We start from the raw sequence: 18,351 nt of genomic DNA, 5'->3' as shown, positions 1-18,351 counted from the left end.
TTCTCTATCAGTTTTTGTTGAGTCAACAACATTTCTACCAGTTCTTCCTTTGACAACTGGTTGAGGCGTTTACGATTTACTGGGCGCTGTGATTGACTCATGCTTTTACTTTACCAAGGTTTGTTTTGTTGTCAAGGGAACCGTGAGTCTTGAATTTTTCTTCTGAGAATTCACACTGCGATCGCCATTATACCTGAATCCTTACGTCAGGTAAGGGGAGCCGTCGGATTGGCGAGGTACAGGAATCAGGAGTCAGGAGGAAAGAAAGAAGAAAGAGGAATAGAAGGAGAAAGTTTTTTGTTTGCTGGCGCACAACGCATCCTATCGGAATGAAGGGCGCAAACTTTAACACGGAGCGCAGAAAGGAGTTCTATCGACCTCTTACCCGGACATGATATCATACCTCAAATCACCAATGCCAAAAAATTAAAAGTCGGTAAATTAATCTATAGCAACGAACAAGTTACTTAGGATATAGAGTGATAATGAACCTCAGACAGGGAAATGTTTTCCCCCAGATGAGCTGTTGCCTGTTGCCTGTTGCCTGTTATAAAACAGAAAGAGCCATTCTAGCTATATCTTGTAATGCTTTTCGGTCAGGATTAACTTTAGAAATTACCCGTAAACCTTGTAAGCAACAAGTAAGAAATCTGGCTACGGTAGTGCAGTTATGTTTCTGACTAATTTCACCTTTCTCTTGAGCTGTAGTTAAAGCTTTTGTAAGTGCATTTTCAATCTGTTGGATCTTGGCAGCAATTTGTTTAGCACTGTCTGGGTTATTGCCACCAAGTTCAACAGCAGTGTTTGTAATTAAGCAGCCTTTATGATCTTCATCTGTTACTGCAGAATCAATCATACCATAAAAGATATCTACAATGGTTTGTTTAGAAGCATCATAGGCCTCTAGCTTAGTAATCATAGGTGCTACAAGTCTAGAGTCGTAATAGGCGATCGCTTCTTGAAACAGAGATTGCTTATCGCCAAAAGTATCATAAAGACTGCCTCGGTTGATACCCATCTTATCAACTAAGGTTTGTATGGAAGTCCCCTCATAGCCATAACACCAGAAGGTTTGCATTGCCTTCATTAATACTTCATCCCTATTGAACTCTTTCTGCCTGCCCATTACCTTTGATTTTAACTGCTCATATTTTTAAGATAGCAATTCTGGAATGATTAGTCAAGTATTAATAATTTAGAATTTAGAATTTAGAATTTAGAATTTAGAATTATACCATTTTGAAAAAAGAATGTTACGAATAAGATGTCTACTAATTATCCGGACATGATATAAAGCACATTCCAAGTATATGAAGGAAGTACAGATATGAAAAATTAAATGTTCCTAGTGCGAGCATCTTGCTCGCTTCGAGGTGTACCTCATCTCCCCATCTCCCCCCACTCCCCCAGCAGGGCTGTTTCATTCTCGATAGACACGGGGACGCGGAGACACACCAGACACGGGGATGGAGGCTTTTAAGCGGCGTTGAACCAAATATTCTCTCAGAGCTTAAAGACGCTTATTGGCTCAAAAATCAGCAAATTTTGGCAAATTTTACCGAAATATTTTGGTTTAAAGCCTCCCCTTGATCGGGGATAATAAATGAAAATTTTCCTGTTCGTCAATCCTCTCCTTGAAAAGAAGAGGTAATTCTAAATTCTAAATTCTAAATTCTTGAAGGTTCCACTATCCCATAATCTCCTGTTCTCCCGCGCATCTTTAATATACAATACTTTAAAACAGCCCTGCCCCCACTCCCTTACTCCCTTACTCCTAACTGGGCAAAGTCCTCAGCATCTAATGGAGGAATGCTAGTTAAAGCCAGATTTTCTGCTACATGGTTAGGAGATTTCATGCCAACTAAGGCCGAAGATAAACCAGGCACACTGCGAGTAAATTGGAGAGCGCGTACTGCATCTGTTTTCAGATTTTCGCCAAGGTAATGAATAATGTTTTGGGGAAGTTGCATGAGGTTTTTAGCTTGGGCGATGGACGCACTAGCGATCGCATTAATACCCAATTGGTTTGCTGCGGTAATGGCAGGTAAAATTTTGCCGTCTACAGGTTGAGTAGGAGTGATAAATGCTTCTGGCATTGTCAAATTTACTGGCAGTTGAATAAATTGAAAGCGATCGCTTTTTCCACCTGCTACTTCTTGCGCAATAGATTTTGCTTTAGCTAAGTCTATGTGTTTTGCATCTGTTGGTGGCACTCGAAAACCTTGCCAAGTAGCTATTCCATAAGCAGTTATTTTGCCAGCATCAGCAGCTTTTTCTAACACTGCAAAAACAGCTTTCAGACGACGATAAAATTCATCCGGAGGAATAATTCCCAGTTGAGTTTCTGGATTATGTAAATAATAAATATCAATGGTTTCCACTCCCAAGTTTATTAAGCTGCGCTCTAGTTGGTCTTGAATATATTCTGGGTGCATACAGTGAATTCCTGCCACCATATCTGTCATTTGAACATTAAATTTGGAGTTATCTACATACTCTTGTTTAAACCATTTTTCTCTTTCTCGGTTAGGAATAAAACCGCCCTTGGAACAAATAATTAATTCTGCTCTCGATACTGTTTGTGATTCTATTAAATGAACAAGAGCTGCTTTAACACTCATTTCTCCATGTTGAGACCGATAATTAATAGCAGTATCTATTAAATTTATTCCGCTTTCTACCGATTTAATAATTGCTTCTGTGACTAAATTATCTGTTGTGGCATCTGATGTTCCAAGATATGTGCCGATACCTATTGAACTCATTATTAAGCTATTAATTTCTCGGAAGTGTTTTTGAGGACATTCTGTTTGATGGAGTTGAGCATAAGACTTAGTTGCTGCTATTGTTGCTTTTCCTGAAATCACTATTTTATTCCTTGATTTTTTTTCAGTTATTAATATCTTGAATACTGTTTTGCATTTATTAAAAAATCTATGTTATCCATCAATTAAACGCAAAAATAAGCCCCTAAATTTATTGATGGCACGGGAAATAATTGGTGAGGAAATAAACTGAATAATGAACCTGAGACAGGGAAAAATATTTCCCACTGTTGCCTCACACCGAGTTCGCTACCAAGTGTGTCTAACGTGCGTTGTGCGCCAGCTAAACAAAAAAACTTTCTCCTTCTATTCCTCATTTCTTATTCTTTCTTCCCTCCTGACTTATGACTTCTGACTGATGTCTAATAGACATCTCCAAAAATCAAAAATCAAATCAATTATCACACAGAAATTATCAATTTTTTCTCCCTACTGCCTACTGCCTACAGCAAAGCTGCCTACTCCCTCTTTTCTAGAGATGTCTAATATTCATCAGCTCGTATTACCAATAATACTCTGGTAGTTTTATTGATATCTTCTGGTGCATCTGACAGCATAATCATACTTGTATCTAGATAGTCAATTTTCCAAACGTATTCTACATCATCCATGATAACTTTACCCCCATTATGTTCACCTTTAGGATCGTTTTCTGACGTAAAATTAGAAAAATCTTGAATTTCTTTAAATAGTTGTTTTTGCTTTTTTCTGGGTAATGCTAATACTTGCCTACTCATTTTGTAATCTCCTAAACTTTTATCCCCATTTCTAAAGCGATCGTTTAACTTAGCTATTGTTGTTTTTTTAACTTGTTCTTCTGTAGTTCTATTCCACAATTCTTGAGCAGAATATACTAAAGAATTGAATTTCTCAAAGACACTTCTATCCCAACATGAAACTGATTCAATTTTTGTTATTAAACTTGACCAATTTATTTGATTCTCAATTTTTATGGCTCTTTCGGGCTGAGGTTTATCTTCTATTAACAGTAGAGTTAAATATGGCATTTTTTGCAGTTTATATAGAGGAGAAGGTAAAATATCTCCACCATAATGATTAATCCAGATGTGATAAATATAATCATTTCCAGATAACCTGAAAAGTACATATAGTGGTGCAACAAATACAGAACCTACTTTTGTGATGAAAACTCCTGCTTTAGCAGTAACCTTTACAGAACTTTCTAAACTCCAACTTTTCCCAGGAGACACTTTTAATAAAAATAATGGTTCATAATCTGTTGTTAACCCTTTTCCTGTAGACAGAGGTAAAAAAATTTGATTTGTTCCAGAACGAGAACTAGTTAAAATCCAATTCCAAGTTGACGTACCTACTGGAGACTGACTAAATATCTTCAAAAAATCATCTGGTTGAGATTCATGGCATTGTTTACGTTGATTTAAGAGTTGTTTATTTCTGCTCATTTTTTCTATAATAGTTTGATTTTAAAGATTTTTTTAAGCTTCCATATTTTTATAGTTAACATTAACTGTGCCTTAATTTTTCGACTTTGATTGGCACTTGAAATAAACTATAGAATAGCAATTTACTTCTTAAAATTTATAATAGCTTAACTACAGAAGAAAGAAGAAAGTAAAAAAATTAATTAAGATTTCAGTTGATTTTGGCTACTAGATTTTATGATGACAAGTTTTCTACCTGACTCTATGTTGAGTGTTTTGGCCAGAAGTTCCTGTTGATGAACTTAGTTGAAGTAGTAAAATTTTCTCTTAGTGTAGGTATTAAGTATTACACAGTCGATGGTAGATGAAAAATATGAAAATTTTGGAAAAATATGGGTTCAAATTTATTTGGTTGATTTAGGTCAGTAACACAACTTAAAACTTGATATTTTTATCATTTTCTTTGTGGGTTTAATACCCCACCGTCTACACGGTGTTCAAAATTACTTGGGGTGAGAATCCCCATGTAATTTTCCTCCTGTCTCCTGTCTCCTGTCTCCTGTCTCCTTCTTCAAACATAGCTAAAACTTATAACTACAATTTCATTTAATCATTTATAAATCATGGTATTTATTAATTGATTTTATGATTATTTGCATATAACTATTTTTAACTTATTTGTTTGATATATAATTTTTGATAAACTAAGATAAAAAAGTTTTTGGCAATTATCTTTAGCCAAAAACTTACTGGGATAAGTAAGTAATGTTTCAAAAAAAATCTATATTTTCTTAATGTAAGCTATCAGCTATCAGCTATCAGCTATCAGCTATTTTTTAGTTTTAGATCAAAGCTTTATTAATTAAGTCAGAATTAAATCTGACTACAAAAGCTGACTTTAAAGTCTATATTAATTTCTACTCCCTCTTTAAGATTGGGATCTCATTGCTGAAAGCTGACAGCTAATAGCTGTTTGCGCAGCAGTCCGCAGGAAATGCTTACTTCTTAATAGATTGGCGATCTAGCAATCCTAAATAATTCGTGATAAGTACTTGAGTAATTGTAGCTATTGACAAATTAATTCTTTCTCCCTACTCCCTACTCCCTACTCCCTACTCCCTACTCCCTATCTTTCTCCTCACTCCCCTACTCCCTCACTCCCTCACTCCCCTACTCCCCTACTTCCCCACTCCCAACTTACAGAGGTGATGGGCAAACAGACAAATAAATAAATTTGGGCATCGTCATCTTTTATACTTCTCAATTGCCCATCGCCCATCACCAATATAAAATTTAGTTAATCATCCATACTATCTATACTGAGGGGCACCATATCACCATTATTCGTAAGTCCTAATAACATCGATTCATTTGCTCGTATCACTTTGCCAGTAAGCACACATCGTTCCTCCTGTTGGGCCTTTGCAGGAAGACTAGCTCGAATATCCGAATGGGAAAACTGTGGCCGATAATCTCCAGACTTTTGCTGGACATAGTTCCAGAGGATATCTCGAATCAAAGCTTGATAGCCCTTATTATTAGCCAGTCTTTTCAACCTATCCTTTAACTCCCTTTCCAAACGGATGCTAGTAACTTCCATATCAGTAGTTGAAGTTCTAGGAATTGTGTACATGATTTTTTTTCTCCTTAATTTTTAGGTAGACATCTCTGTAATATTAGTGTAGTATAAAAAAGGTTAGATTTGAAACCCCAACTTTTTGAGAGCTTTCGTGTGAACCATTCATTTATTCAAGCCATCGATCAGTCAAAAAACAACCTATTTAAGGGTTGTGGGACTATTTCGTGGCTGATATTGGGAAAAATATTATGTAATGGAAATGACTTTGGCATTGATTATGGAGGTTTGGAGCTACTCGAAAAATTTAATCATATTTTTCAGATTGAAGGGCCAAACATTAGGTCAAATCAATTTCTCAGAAGCGGGAGGTACAGACCAAAAAAATCTGTACATAAGTCAGACTAAAAGGTATAAAAATCTTTTTTCTAGCCCCCGCTTCCGAATAAGTAGAAGCAGGGGTTGTTAGTTTTAAATAGGACCGGGAAATATAAAAATAAAATTAATTTTTGAATTCGGACAATTAAAAAGCATTAAGCATTTCAGTAGTTCAGCAATCAGCGGTCAGCTTGGCGCAGACTGCTCCGTAAACAGATACCTAATTATATTCACAAATTTTTAGGCTGAAGTACTGAAGTGCTGAAGTGCTAATAGCTAATTAATTGAAAAACCAGTTGCTATAAAAAATCTAAAATTTTAAATTTAGGAGGTAAAGCAGTGACCAGCATGACTCAAGTATTAAACCAATCTGTAGTCGTATTTTCTCAGAACTACTTACCCATGACCCGCGTAAATATCAAGCGGGCGATCGCTCTGCTGGTGACTGGCAAAGCTGAACCTCTAAATTTTGATAATGGTAGTGGCTGGGCTGTGCGTTCTCCTAGTTTGGTCTTATATGTGCCGGAACAAATTCGCCTAACGATGGCCTCCCAAGAACGGGTGTGGAAAGTTCCTCCAGTCAACCGCAGGGAAGTGTTAAAGAGGGATCATCATCGTTGCCAATATTGCGGGGCTACTAAACGTCTCACCTTAGATCATGTTATTCCTCGGTCTAGGGGTGGTAAACATAGTTGGGATAATGTAGTTACGGCTTGCGAAAGGTGCAATGCAATGAAAGGTAATCGTACTCCTGCTGAAGCAGGGATGAAATTATCACACCAACCGAAAACACCAATACATCCGACTATTGCATTTGCTGAACAGTTCTGGCGCGAACGACAACACGAGGTTTAGAAGCTCTTATTTTTTTACTGAAGCAGACCTAAAAAGTTGTCTATAAGTTTCGTTAGTTCTAGGAAGTAACTAGAGCTAAATTTTGATGTCGTTATTTTGAGCAGAAAATAGTCAAAATAATATCCTATATCAGTTCACTTTCACTTTAAAGATGTCAAAAATAGTTTCAAATTACATAAGTGAAATAATTTCCTGAAATTACTGTGGCAGCAAAGTTTGGAGTCTATAAAATCTTACTTTTGACTTTTGACTTTTGACTTCCGTGAAACGGTATTTTGACTTTTGACTTTTAACTTCCGTGAAACGGTATTTGCGCCAGATGTTGCTAACAAAACTAATTTCAATAACTGCAAAGAGTTTTGAGTTTTGAGTTATAGATTACAGTACTTTTGAGGGTAGTGAGGTACAGTTATAAGATTTATTTATTCCTATATTCCCTGTTGCCTGTTGCCTGTTGCTTGTTGCCTAGAGCAATAAAACTTTGTACCTCATGCACTAGAAAACTGCTGTAATTACTCAATAACATCCGAAGCTCTTCCAATTAAAAAAGGAGAGACCACCGGGAATGCTAAAGTTAACTTATACTGAATCTGGCTTTTATATGGAGCGTTTGGCTCAATCTCCCGAACAGTTGATAGCACTGCGGGTAATCTTGGCTATGCGAGTTGGTCAAAAAATTGTAGTTGAACCAAGTTCTGTAGCTTTTTTGCTACCTGTAAATTTACCTGAGTTGTCGATGTTGGAGATGGCTATGCAAAAGGAGGGTGGAGAAGATATTGCCTTTTGTGTTGCTGATGATGAGTTTGTGGAAGTTAGTTTAGGAGGAACTTGGATAACAGTAGATCCAGAATATGAGAATGGGATTTTTATTACTGCGTTGAGCGATCGGATTGAATTGTTACTTTTTAAGTTGTGGCAAGCGACTGAGGCGAATGCATCAGTGAGTCAGGAAGCCAGTGATTGTTGAAATTGTCAATAGGCAATATATAGAACCCATTTGGTATCTATTTAAAAATAGAGGAGGAGATGGGGGGATGGGGAGATGGGGAGATGGGGAGATGAGAGAATTTTTCTACCTACTTACGTTATCGGGTGGCGCGGGGTCGCATTAGCTTTTTCCCCTATTCTCGTTCCTGAATTTCCACAACTTATGATGACTGAGGACTGTAAGCAAAAGCATATACCGCTTGCAAAGATCTCACTCAGTGGTTCTATATCAGTGGTTCTATATAAGTAATAATGTAGGGATGTTCCATGGAATATCTCTACAAGAATTTCAGGCAATATTCTCTTTATTTGTCAGGAATGCGATCGCTAATTATCCAAAAGTAGTTTCAAATTAAAAATTAGACAAGAGGGATAAACTATAGATTTAACTTATCGCGTCAGTAATTAAAATTATTTATTTTAATCAAACAAGATACGATTTTCCCCAAATTATTACAAAATATTTCACGCACTTGCGTTGTTTCAGCGATTTGGTATCATAATTTGTACATAGTATATGATGTTATTCTTGTAGCTAAAAGTAAAAAATCCTCTATTTAATCAAGCTACAACTTAGTATTTACGTTAATATCACCTCCAATATTCACATTGTTTGTCTGGTTGGATAACTTGAAAAAAACAAATTTTAGATAAGTAGAAGTGCTTAAGTAATCATAGCCATTGACGGATTAATTTTTATAAGGTAGGAAATCAGTCTAAAAACTACTATTAAAGCCATTCATTCTGACTCCTGACTCCTGACTCCTGACTCCTAACTTCCCCTCCTGAGAGGAGTTAGGGGTGGGTTGACTCCTAAGAAATATCTTAGCTATTTGTAGTTGTAGCAAAAATTTATCAATTTGGTATTACTTGTTCTTTGTTCCTTGTTCCTTCTTCCTTCCCTCTTATAATATGTATTACAGGGAATTTACTCTCTCACAATTAGAGTTTTAATTTAATTTGATACTTCAGGAACGAGTTGAATTATTCAAGTCTATAAAATCTGTAAATCCTAGTGCCTTATTGAGATAAATTTTGGCTGAAAATATTCCTTTGGCATTAGAAATTGATACAGAAAAAGCTCGTTTCCTGACGGAATGCTCCGCAAACAGAATTGATTATTTCTCCAATTATTGTGGAACTCAGAAAATACTTTAACCGCCAAATTAGTTTATTTTCTGGCACAGAATTTAATGTGGATAAAAGTAAGGGATTAACGGGAAGATGTGATTTTATAATTAGTTATTCACCCAAACAGTTAGAAGTAACTGCTCCTGTGGTGACAATTGTTGAGGCAAAAAACGATAATATTAAATCTGGAATAGCTCAGTGTATTGCAGAAATGGTGGCTGCTCAATTGTTTAATCGACAGAAAAATCATCAAATTTCTTGTATTTATGGAATTGTGACAACAGGGAGTAATTGGAAGTTTTTAAGGTTGACAGAAAATCAAGTGGAAATTGAAGCGGGTGAGCATTTTATTGGGAATTTGGAATCTCTGTTTGGCATTTTAATTTATATCATTGAAAATAGTTGTTCTCATTAATTGTTTCGTAAAATAGGGGGTATTATAGCGAGTTTCATTTCAGTCAAGTACACTGCTAGCAGGCAAAATTACTATAGTAATAAGTAGAATTATTTAAGTCTGTAGAACTTGTAAATCCTAATCTCAAAATAATTTTATAATTAAGATAACACCAAAATATCTATTCCACCTGAGCGCAAATTAAGCAAACATAAACATTCACTATTTGTGAGATTAAATCTTTGCTTTAAGTCTTTTGAAAACTGGTTTAATTTCATAACCAATAGCTTCTGAAATTAACTTGCATTCTTCTGAAGTAACAAATTTTCTGACATATTCAGGAAATTTTTCAGGGATGTAAGCTTCTTCTAGCCACTGATGAAATTCTCCCAGTAATTTATAGGGATAAATATTAGCAAGCTGTTCACCTCTTTTATCTGGATAATGGTGAATATACTGTTCAAAATCTGTTTCATATCCGTTCTGTTTTAGCCAATGACACCAAGTTCTACCAACCGAAATGTCAATAGTTGCTCTATCATGTAAAGAGACATTGTTAGATTCCAAATTCCTCATTAATTTACCAACTTCTTCAAAAACACACCATCTACCTTTTGGTAGTTTAGTTTTCTCTTCAAACAACCTTAAGCGTTCGTACCAAACACGTTGGTAAGGGTGCAATTTTATAGGTTCCTGAATAGCAGGTTTTTGATTTGTGAAAAGCCATTGCTCGACCCATTCAGACACCATCATTTCAAATTCAGGTGAAAGCCACATCGCAAAAGAAACAGCAAGCTTAGGATGAATCCAAACTTGTTGATTTTTACCTTCTCCTTTTTTTCCACAAGATGATAAACCTCAACTCTTGTTTTATCAGACAAAAGCTCTATGTATTCATTTGTTCTATCCTTTTCAAACCAGCTATTGGGGTTTTTATACTTTCCTGTTTTATTTTTGTATGCTCTCGCTAATTTAGTTGCGTTGATATAGCCGTCAGAATGGCGTTGAGTTACTACTAATTCCCCAACAGAGTGTTCAATGTAGTGCATTCTAATTTATCCTTTTTTAAATAATTTACTTAATTTGTAAAATAACATTTGTTTATAATAAATAAAAGCAAATATAGGTAGCATTTTCCGAACTGAAAAGTTCGTCAACCACTAATCATAGAATAAAGTTTTGCTGTGGGGATAATTTACTGTAATTTTAATCTATGAAAAAATATTATTGATATCGAGCAAGTATTATTAATTAGCCATAATAAAATATTTTCTCTGATAAATTTCTCCACTGCTCCCTGTTCCCTGTTCCCTGCTGCTTAAAATTTTTATGGTGGGTATTCAAAGATACATGGTAAGCATTTCCTGCGGAATGCTGCGCAAACAGCTATTAGCTGTCAGCTCTTAGCTCTTATGAGGGGATTTTAATATATAGATTTAAAGGCAGCTTTTAGGCGTAAAATTTAATTCTCATTCAATGAGTAAAGCTTTTATCTATAACTAAAAATAAGCAATAGCTGATGGCTGATAGCTGACGGCTGAATGCTTACGATACATGATATGACACGAATTAACTCTCCTTTGAATATCTCAAATCCGCTAATAACTTTATGAATACAATGAGCAAAATTTTCCCAATAATGCTCGTATAGACAAATAATAATTCCAGCATAATTGGGATAGACTTAACAAAGTCAGAAGTCAGAACTCAGAACTCAGAAGTCATTTTTGTAACGGGAATCTGAGCAAAGCTCCAAAAATATTTCGCCTTAAAAGGCGGGGTTGCGCGACCCATATTATTTTGATAATGTGATTTTATATCTGTACGATTTAGAGTTAAAATCCTATGATTTTATTTAATGGTAAAAACCAAAACTTACTCATAATGAAAGTGATGATTAAGTAGGTAGTTAAACAATTAATAATTAATAATTAATAATTAATTATTACCTCTCTTTGAAAACGGATAGGATTGACTCAAAGGAAAAATTTTTCTTGTTTATCCTTGAAAGGAGAGGCATTTTACCTTAATTATTCGGTAAAACTAAACGTAAAATAACTACAGCAAGTAAATTTCATCAAACTATTATGAATTCTAACTTTTTCTTTAACCCATCCCTGTCAAGACTCCCCTTAATACATCTGCACTTACCCGGTCTGTAATCTTGACCACACCCACCCCAGTCGGTAAGACAAACCTAACTTTACCCGCTTTTACCTTTTTATCCGTCTGTAAAGAAACCAAAATTTCCTCAATATCCAACCCACTCGGCAACCTCGTCGGTAAACTAGCTTTTTCAATCAAAGCTAACTGACGGCGATCGCTCTGTTCATCCCACATCCCCAACTCTACCGCCAACCGACTCGCAGCCACCATCCCAATAGCTACTGCTTCACCATGAGTCACCATAGTATAACCAGTCAAACTTTCCACAGCATGACCGATAGTATGACCGTAATTCAAAATTGCCCTTAATCCCGATTCTTTTTCATCTTTCTCTACCACATCAGCCTTACTTTGGCAAGACCTAATCAAGATTTCCTCTAATAACCCTGGGGTGAGATGATTAATTTCATCAAGCTTCTGACTATTCTCCATCTTGGCAAATAATTCCGCATCCCAGATAGTTCCATATTTAATAACTTCTGCCATTCCACCCCGAAACTCACGCACAGGTAAAGTTTTCAATACTTCCGGGTCAATTAATACGAGACGTGGTTGGTGGAAAGCGCCGATGAGATTTTTACCTTGGGGATGATTGACTCCCGTTTTTCCCCCAATAGCAGCATCCACCATTGCTAATAGAGAGGTGGGAACCTGCACTACATTCAAACCTCGCAACCAAGTCGCTGCTGCAAACCCAGTCATATCCCCAACTACCCCACCACCCAGGGCAACCATTGTCGAAGAGCGTTCGATACGGTGTGCTAAAGCTGCATCGTAAATATTATTTAGGGTTTGAAAGTTTTTGTATTGTTCTCCAGCAGGGAGGGTGCAGTGAGAAACATCAAAACCCGCTTGTTGGAGAGAAGCGATCGCTCTTGAGCCATAATGACCAAATATTTCTGGGTTGGAGACCAGCAAGACCTTTTTGCCCAAGTTGAGGGGTTGCATTTTTTGGCCAAGTTTGTCGAGGTTGCCAGGGGCGATCGCTATTTCATAAGATTTGGAGGGTAGTTGAACGGTGATGGATGCCATGGATAATTTCAGACTTTGCTATTTTGAACATTAAATATTAGACTTAATTTTATATTATTCGCCATTTTGGAGAAAAGTTAATGACTGTTGATGGAATTATTGCTTTCGTTGTATTGTTTGTTGGTGGTTTAGGTGTAGCTACAGTTTTAATGTTTGGCTTGCGTGCTGTTAAGTTAATCTAGAATTTTATGTTAAGCATTCAGTAGTCAGCCATCAGCTATCAGCTATTGGTTTTAGTTTTAGATAAAAGCTTTAATAATTGAGTCGGAATTAAATCTTACTACAAAAGCTGGCTATATTAATTGAAACCTCCTTATGAGAGCTGAGATCTAATAGCTGTTTCCGCAGCATTCCGCAGGAAATACTTACATTTTATGAGTTCTCCCGTTAGACGTTTTTTAATAGTTTAGCGGGAGTTTATAAGATACAAAAATCAAATATGAAAATCAAGTTACTGATTTAAAATTATTTTATGAGGATGATTATTTTGAGTGCTTAGAAAAGATAATTAAACTGCTAAATAATTGTCAATTAGAGAGCATAGATTATGATAATTTAATTGCAGAGTTAGAAGCCTTGGGTAGAAGTTAAAAAAGCACGGTTGAAAGTTTCGTGATTTTAATTATTCAACATCTTCTATTTTATCAATATTGGGAAAAGGAAAGAGATGATAATTCTAGACATTGGCAGACAGAAATTTTAACATTTCGAACTCAGTTGGAACTAAAACTCACAACAAATTTACGGAATTATTTAGTTAATAGATTAGATTATCTTTATGGTAAAGCCAGAAAAATTGCTCAAGTTAAATCGGAACTGAAATTACCAGAAATTAACCCTTATACTCTCGAACAAATACTTGATGAAGATTGGCTGCCAGGACAAATTATAGATTAGAAGCTACCATCGGTTTAGTTATTTTGATTTATAAAATTATAGATATGCACGAATACACAATTATTGGTTACGACAGAAAAAAAATTATTACTCCTTAGCATTTTTGAGTGGAGTTTTAAGTCCATTTTTCGTAAGTTGGATGAAACAAGTATTAAATCCTAGTTAAAGTAGCTCAAAAACTTGAATCTAAACCTTAGAAAAAAGTTGATTTAGTTCCATTTAGCACCGCTGTATTATCAATGCAAATCAAGCTCCTTGTTTACAGAATTTTGTATATAGAACCCATTTGGGATCTCCTGACCTAATCATAAGCCTTACAGTTTCTTGGTTTAATCATTATTGGCATAAATAGTTACTAAAGGCTATTACCTAGACCTAAATTGCTCAAGATATTAGCTACTTCAGAAGCTAATTTAGCTTGAAAAAGATACGGTTAGGGGTTCTATAGAAACTATAGATTTTCTATATGCGGGACACGGTGTTTATTGCGATTGAGACATCAATGTAAGAATGATTGCAGCCAATTCATAATAGTTTTACTAATTTTATTTTCTAACAATACGCTTTCAACTATTTTATTTTTTCTGGAACTTGTCTAAATTAAGTTATATACTGTATTTGATATTTGACATCTCAAAAGCGGAAAACTCAGACAATACTATTTTTCCTTCTATTGTAGATAACTAAAGTCTTATTCCAACTTCGGTCTGGCAATATAAATCAGGACAAAACATAATTTAGTTAATCCTTAAAACTTAGTTTTTGAAGGTAATAGCTAATATCAAATATGGATAATTGATGAAAAAACTATACAAGGCAAATCTCCCTACTCCTCACTCCTTACTCCTTGATTTATAGCAGTTGCCATAACTGTATTTGACATCTCAAAAGCTAAAAACTCAGACAACGCTATTTTTCCTTCTATTGTAGATAACTAAAGTCTTATTCCAACTTCGGTCTGGCAATATAAATCAGGACAAAACATAATTTAGTTAATCCTTAAAACTTAGTTTTTGCAGGTAATAGCTCATATCAAATATGGATAATTGATGAAAAAACTATACAAGGCAAATCTCCCTACTCCTCACTCCTTACTCCTTGATTTATAGCAGTTGCCATAACTGTATTTGACATCTCAAAAGCTAAAAACTCAGACAACACTATTTTTCCTTCTGTTGTAGATAACTAATCGCCTAGATAACTAAAGCAAACTTCTGTCTACCAATGGAAATCAGGAAAAAACATAATTTAGTTAATCCTTAAAACTTAGTTTTTGAAGGTAATATCTAATATAAAATGTGGACAATTGATGAAAAAACTATACAAGGCAAATCTTACCGAATAATTAAAGTTTAAAGCCTCTCCTTTCAAAGAGAAATAAGAAAAAATTTTCCTTTCAGTCAATCTTCATTGCTTTTAGGGAGAGGTAATTATCAATTATTAATTATTGAATACTCCCTACTCCTCACTTCTTGATTTATAGCAGTAGTCATAACTGTATTTGACATCTCAAAAACTGAAAACTCAGACAAGGCTATTTTTGCTTCTATTGTAGATAACTAAAGCCAACTTCGGTATTTTTTCTTCCTTCTTCCTTCTTCCTTCTTATCCCAATTTCCAAAGCTTAACAGTTTGATCGAAACTACCACTAGCTAAAATTTCTCCATCAGAACTAAATGCAACGGAATTAACCCATCGAGAATGCCCTTTTATAGTGCGTAAAAGTTTCCCTGTTTCTAGATGCCAAATTTTGATAGTATGGTCGCTACTTGCACTAACTAAAGTTTGATTATCTGGGCTAATAACTACAGAATTAACATCATTAGTATGACCGCGTAAAGTGCGTAAAATTTTTCCTGTTTCTAGTTGCCAAATTTTAATATTTTTATCGCTACTACCACTTGCTATTTTGTCGCCATCAGGACTGACAGTCACAGATAAAATTCTGCCATGATGACCGACTAATGTGTAAATTTCTGTTCCAGTTTCCAGATTCCAAGTTTTAATATTATTCTGACTTCCTGTGACTAATATTTTCCCATTCAAACTAATATCAACTGCATAAATACTGTCAGAATGACCGCGAAAAGTATGTAGCATTTTACCTGTAGGTATATGCCAAATTTTGATGGAATCATCGCTACTGCCACTCACTAATTTTTCTGCATCAGGACTAATAGCAATAGAAGTAACTCGCATAAAATGACTTTGCAAAGTTAGTTCTGTTTCAGTTGCTAAATGCCAAATTTTTATCGTCCCATCATAACTACCACTAGCTAATATATTTCCATCTTGGCTGAGAGCGATCGCTACTACATCATTAGTATGGCCTTCAATTATACCTAATTCTTCTCTTGTTTCTAAATTCCAAACTTGAATAGTACCATTACCATTACCACAAGCTAAAATTTGACCGTCTTGACTAATAACTACAGAATAAACTCTTTCTGAATCTGTATTAAAAGTTTCTTCTAAGGAAACTCCATTGGGCAGACTTAACTTTAAATATTTGGGATGAATCCGAAAATAACCAACAAAATGACTACCTCCTATAGCGAGGATGAAAATTATTCCACCTACTAGAAATTTGCCTTGATTTTTAGAGAAAAATTTCTCTAGATTATCAGATTTAATTTCCTTTGACCGCTCTGGAGAAAATAAACCGGAATTAAATTGTTTTGGCAAATGACTAATAATTTGAGTAGCGCCAATCCCCAGAAGTAAAATTGCACTACCTAATAAGAATTTGCTTTTTAATGGATGATATTTTTTTTGTATCAAAGATTGAGATAAATCATCTTTTATCTGTCTCCACTGATGTAGAATAGTCTGATAATTTTCTGGATGTTGTTGTGAAATTAAGTCATCAATAAAATCTACTAATTTTGGGGATATTTGAGAAACTTTATCTCGCCAATTTAAGGTCTTAGTATCAGAATTTAAAAATGTAGATGCAGGCTGACCAGTTAGGAAGTAAATAAACATATATCCGAGAGCCACAAAATCAGATTGTGCTGACTGTAGCTCTAGAGAAAAATTAGTTAATGTTAATTGCCCATTGGGACGGAGAATAATATTACTAGGTTGAATATTTTGATAGAAAAATTGTTTTTCGTGTAATAAGTCTAAGATTTCTATGAGTTGATTTAACCATTCAACAGCTAATTCTTGATTAATGGGTAAATTGTTTTTTCCCAACCAAGTTTGTAGATTTTCTCCAGGAACTTTTTCTCTAACTAAACAGTGTAATTTTTGATTACTGTTTCTCGGTATAAATGTAAAATAACTACCAGGTTTGACTTGAGGAATTCCAGGATGATTCAGTTGCGCTAATATTTTGGCTTGTTGTTGAAATTGAGAGACAGATTCAGGACTATTTATATGTAATACTTTGAGAATTTCTGTGGTTTCTTCTCTTTTAACTTCATAAATAGTTCCCCAGTCAAGAACCCTAAGTTTTTTGACAGCTTGATATTGTCCTTCAATTAATAATTTGGAGCCACAAGCTGTACAATATAAAGGATTATTCTGATTTTCTGGGTAGAAGCAATTAGGATTAATACAGTAGCTCATAATAGCTGTCTAATTCAGTAGAGCTTTTTTTGGTGTTTGAAAATCGAGTGAAGCTTAATGATTAAGCTAAGACGCATTTAGATTTTATATTCTCTGTTAAGCTAATATACACTTATTTTGAAAATAGTAAAAATAACAAATAAGATATTTCCAGCTACTATTACTATTTTTAAAGTTAATATCTATAGCAGGGAACAGTGGTGCGACCCCGCGTCGGCGTTTTGCTGCGCAAAAATGCTGCGCAGAATTCCGTAGGAAAAAGCTTTAAGTCCTCTGTAAGAGGCAAGGTATTCTCGCCATGGGAACGCTGACCAAGAGAGGGAACGCGCACTCCTGTGAAAGAACAGTGGGAAAAATATTTCCCCTGATTCGGAGCATTATGAGTCTATGTCCTCACCTACCTGTCTATTGCTATATAATTCACAATTTAAATGTACAATAATTTAGGGAATGACCAAAATAAAGAGATAAATTTTTTAAAGCCTAAATAGCCGATTAGACTTTAAACTTATCTAACTATAATATTTGTCTACGTTATATTTCGTATGTATATAAAATATTTATCAGGTAATCAAAATGTTTTGCCGAGTTACATCAATTTTTTGTCACATATTCAGTGGCAACTCAGAAACTAAATAGTCAACTTATAGTCTAACTTCTAATTAAAATCATACCTAACCTAAGCAATCAGCCACTTTAGGCATTAATATCATGTCCAGATAATTAGTGATCAAAAAAAACTTTCTTCTCCTTCTCCTCTTCCCTCCTTCTACTACTGACTCCTGACTCCTGACTCCTCTATTTATAACTGTTTAACCGGACATGATATAACTCAAAATTATTATAGTATCGTAGTATAGTCTTTATTGAATCGTTAGTTTCATTTCAGCGCATTCTACATTATGCTACGCGTAACATAATATTTGTAAAATAGTAGTTTTATAGCTAAAGTTTAAATAATTTGACCATCCTTAACTAACACCAGATATGATTGAATTAAACTATAGTTACCTAAACGCATCAGAAGGCCAGCACTATAATCTATGATGAGCGTGTCTGGATGAATGATGCGTGTATAATTATGATTCGATGTCATAATTAGACACAAATATTAATAGTTTATCCAGTATAAAT

The 18,351-nt window shown here is 34.9% G+C and carries 13 protein-coding genes and 2 pseudogenes; 5 read left to right on the top strand and 10 right to left on the bottom strand.

Annotated features, from left to right (window positions below; genetic code table 11):
- Positions 1-547: 547 nt before the first annotated feature.
- From F6K06_RS31255 to F6K06_RS31240, 4 genes are all read right to left on the bottom strand, one after another.
- Positions 548-1,126: a TetR/AcrR family transcriptional regulator gene (locus tag F6K06_RS31255; protein ID WP_124144705.1), complete on the bottom strand. Its 579-nt coding sequence runs from the start codon at positions 1,124-1,126 to the stop codon at positions 548-550.
- Between the two features lie 634 nt (positions 1,127-1,760).
- Positions 1,761-2,867 (bottom strand): aldo/keto reductase, encoded by a 1,107-nt coding sequence (locus tag F6K06_RS31250; protein WP_124144706.1) that lies wholly within the window; start codon positions 2,865-2,867, stop codon positions 1,761-1,763.
- Positions 2,868-3,307: 440 nt separating this feature from the next.
- Positions 3,308-4,249: a DUF3768 domain-containing protein gene (locus F6K06_RS31245; RefSeq protein ID WP_124144707.1), complete on the bottom strand. Its 942-nt coding sequence runs from the start codon at positions 4,247-4,249 to the stop codon at positions 3,308-3,310.
- Between the two features lie 1,276 nt (positions 4,250-5,525).
- Complete coding sequence (locus F6K06_RS31240; RefSeq protein ID WP_287244611.1) at positions 5,526-5,861, bottom strand: hypothetical protein; 336 nt, start codon at positions 5,859-5,861, stop codon at positions 5,526-5,528.
- Between the two features lie 669 nt (positions 5,862-6,530).
- On the opposite strand from F6K06_RS31240, the gene F6K06_RS31235 reads away from it, so the two are divergent.
- Both F6K06_RS31235 and F6K06_RS31230 read left to right on the top strand, forming a co-directional pair.
- Positions 6,531-7,037, top strand: a complete 507-nt coding sequence (locus F6K06_RS31235; RefSeq protein WP_338043174.1) for an HNH endonuclease — start codon at positions 6,531-6,533, stop codon at positions 7,035-7,037.
- Between the two features lie 565 nt (positions 7,038-7,602).
- The gene (locus tag F6K06_RS31230; protein ID WP_287244608.1) at positions 7,603-8,004 is read left to right on the top strand and encodes an alr0857 family protein; all 402 of its coding nucleotides are present in this window, start codon (positions 7,603-7,605) and stop codon (positions 8,002-8,004) included.
- A 736-nt stretch (positions 8,005-8,740) separates the two neighbouring features.
- On the opposite strand, the gene F6K06_RS31225 is transcribed toward F6K06_RS31230, so the two are convergent.
- On the bottom strand, positions 8,741-8,872 hold the full coding sequence (locus F6K06_RS31225) for a hypothetical protein (RefSeq protein ID WP_287244605.1): 132 nt from the start codon (positions 8,870-8,872) through the stop codon (positions 8,741-8,743).
- A gap of 266 nt (positions 8,873-9,138) precedes the next feature.
- Here F6K06_RS31225 and F6K06_RS31220 point away from each other — a divergent pair, with 266 nt between their 5' ends.
- A complete protein-coding gene (locus F6K06_RS31220; RefSeq protein WP_353734920.1) occupies positions 9,139-9,570 on the top strand; it encodes a hypothetical protein in 432 nt (143 codons plus the stop codon).
- 213 nt (positions 9,571-9,783) lie between these two features.
- On the opposite strand, the gene F6K06_RS31215 is transcribed toward F6K06_RS31220, so the two are convergent.
- From F6K06_RS31215 to aroB, 3 genes and pseudogenes are all read right to left on the bottom strand, one after another.
- Complete coding sequence (locus tag F6K06_RS31215; protein ID WP_124154371.1) at positions 9,784-10,326, bottom strand: hypothetical protein; 543 nt, start codon at positions 10,324-10,326, stop codon at positions 9,784-9,786.
- A gap of 6 nt (positions 10,327-10,332) precedes the next feature.
- Positions 10,333-10,598, bottom strand: a pseudogene (locus F6K06_RS31210) (KilA-N domain-containing protein); the annotation flags it as partial.
- 1,057 nt (positions 10,599-11,655) lie between these two features.
- Positions 11,656-12,747, bottom strand: a complete 1,092-nt coding sequence (gene aroB, locus F6K06_RS31205; protein WP_287244601.1) for a 3-dehydroquinate synthase — start codon at positions 12,745-12,747, stop codon at positions 11,656-11,658.
- Positions 12,748-12,827: 80 nt separating this feature from the next.
- Here aroB and F6K06_RS31200 point away from each other — a divergent pair, with 80 nt between their 5' ends.
- Entirely contained in the window at positions 12,828-12,929 is a 102-nt protein-coding gene (locus F6K06_RS31200) for a cytochrome b6-f complex subunit PetL (protein ID WP_124144714.1), read from the top strand.
- Between the two features lie 250 nt (positions 12,930-13,179).
- Positions 13,180-13,644: pseudogene (locus tag F6K06_RS31195) on the top strand (DUF29 domain-containing protein).
- A 1,605-nt stretch (positions 13,645-15,249) separates the two neighbouring features.
- Here F6K06_RS31195 and F6K06_RS31190 read toward each other — a convergent pair.
- A complete protein-coding gene (locus F6K06_RS31190; RefSeq protein ID WP_287244597.1) occupies positions 15,250-17,217 on the bottom strand; it encodes a protein kinase in 1,968 nt (655 codons plus the stop codon).
- 952 nt (positions 17,218-18,169) lie between these two features.
- Positions 18,170-18,313, bottom strand: coding sequence for a hypothetical protein (locus F6K06_RS31185; RefSeq protein WP_161564940.1), 144 nt, complete (start codon positions 18,311-18,313; stop codon positions 18,170-18,172).
- Positions 18,314-18,351: the final 38 nt, after the last annotated feature.

Source organism: Okeania sp. SIO1H4 (assembly GCF_010672695.1).
Classification (GTDB): Bacteria; Cyanobacteriota; Cyanobacteriia; order Cyanobacteriales; family Microcoleaceae; genus Okeania; species Okeania hirsuta.
The sequence above is the reverse complement of the archived record's forward strand: the minus strand, read 5'-3'. Positions and strand labels throughout refer to the sequence as shown.

What these genes read in the sequence shown, in the direction of transcription:
- F6K06_RS31255 (WP_124144705.1), bottom strand. Translation starts at nt 1,126, where the DNA reads ATGGGCAGGCAGAAAGAGTTCAATAGGGATGAAGTATTAATGAAGGCA.
- F6K06_RS31245 (WP_124144707.1), bottom strand. Translation starts at nt 4,249, where the DNA reads ATGAGCAGAAATAAACAACTCTTAAATCAACGTAAACAATGCCATGAA.
- F6K06_RS31240 (WP_287244611.1), bottom strand. Translation starts at nt 5,861, where the DNA reads ATGTACACAATTCCTAGAACTTCAACTACTGATATGGAAGTTACTAGC.
- F6K06_RS31235 (WP_338043174.1), top strand. Translation starts at nt 6,531, where the DNA reads ATGACTCAAGTATTAAACCAATCTGTAGTCGTATTTTCTCAGAACTAC.
- F6K06_RS31230 (WP_287244608.1), top strand. Translation starts at nt 7,603, where the DNA reads ATGCTAAAGTTAACTTATACTGAATCTGGCTTTTATATGGAGCGTTTG.
- F6K06_RS31215 (WP_124154371.1), bottom strand. Translation starts at nt 10,326, where the DNA reads ATGTGGCTTTCACCTGAATTTGAAATGATGGTGTCTGAATGGGTCGAG.
- aroB (WP_287244601.1), bottom strand. Translation starts at nt 12,747, where the DNA reads ATGGCATCCATCACCGTTCAACTACCCTCCAAATCTTATGAAATAGCG.
- F6K06_RS31200 (WP_124144714.1), top strand. Translation starts at nt 12,828, where the DNA reads ATGACTGTTGATGGAATTATTGCTTTCGTTGTATTGTTTGTTGGTGGT.
- F6K06_RS31190 (WP_287244597.1), bottom strand. Translation starts at nt 17,217, where the DNA reads ATGAGCTACTGTATTAATCCTAATTGCTTCTACCCAGAAAATCAGAAT.
- F6K06_RS31185 (WP_161564940.1), bottom strand. Translation starts at nt 18,313, where the DNA reads ATGACATCGAATCATAATTATACACGCATCATTCATCCAGACACGCTC.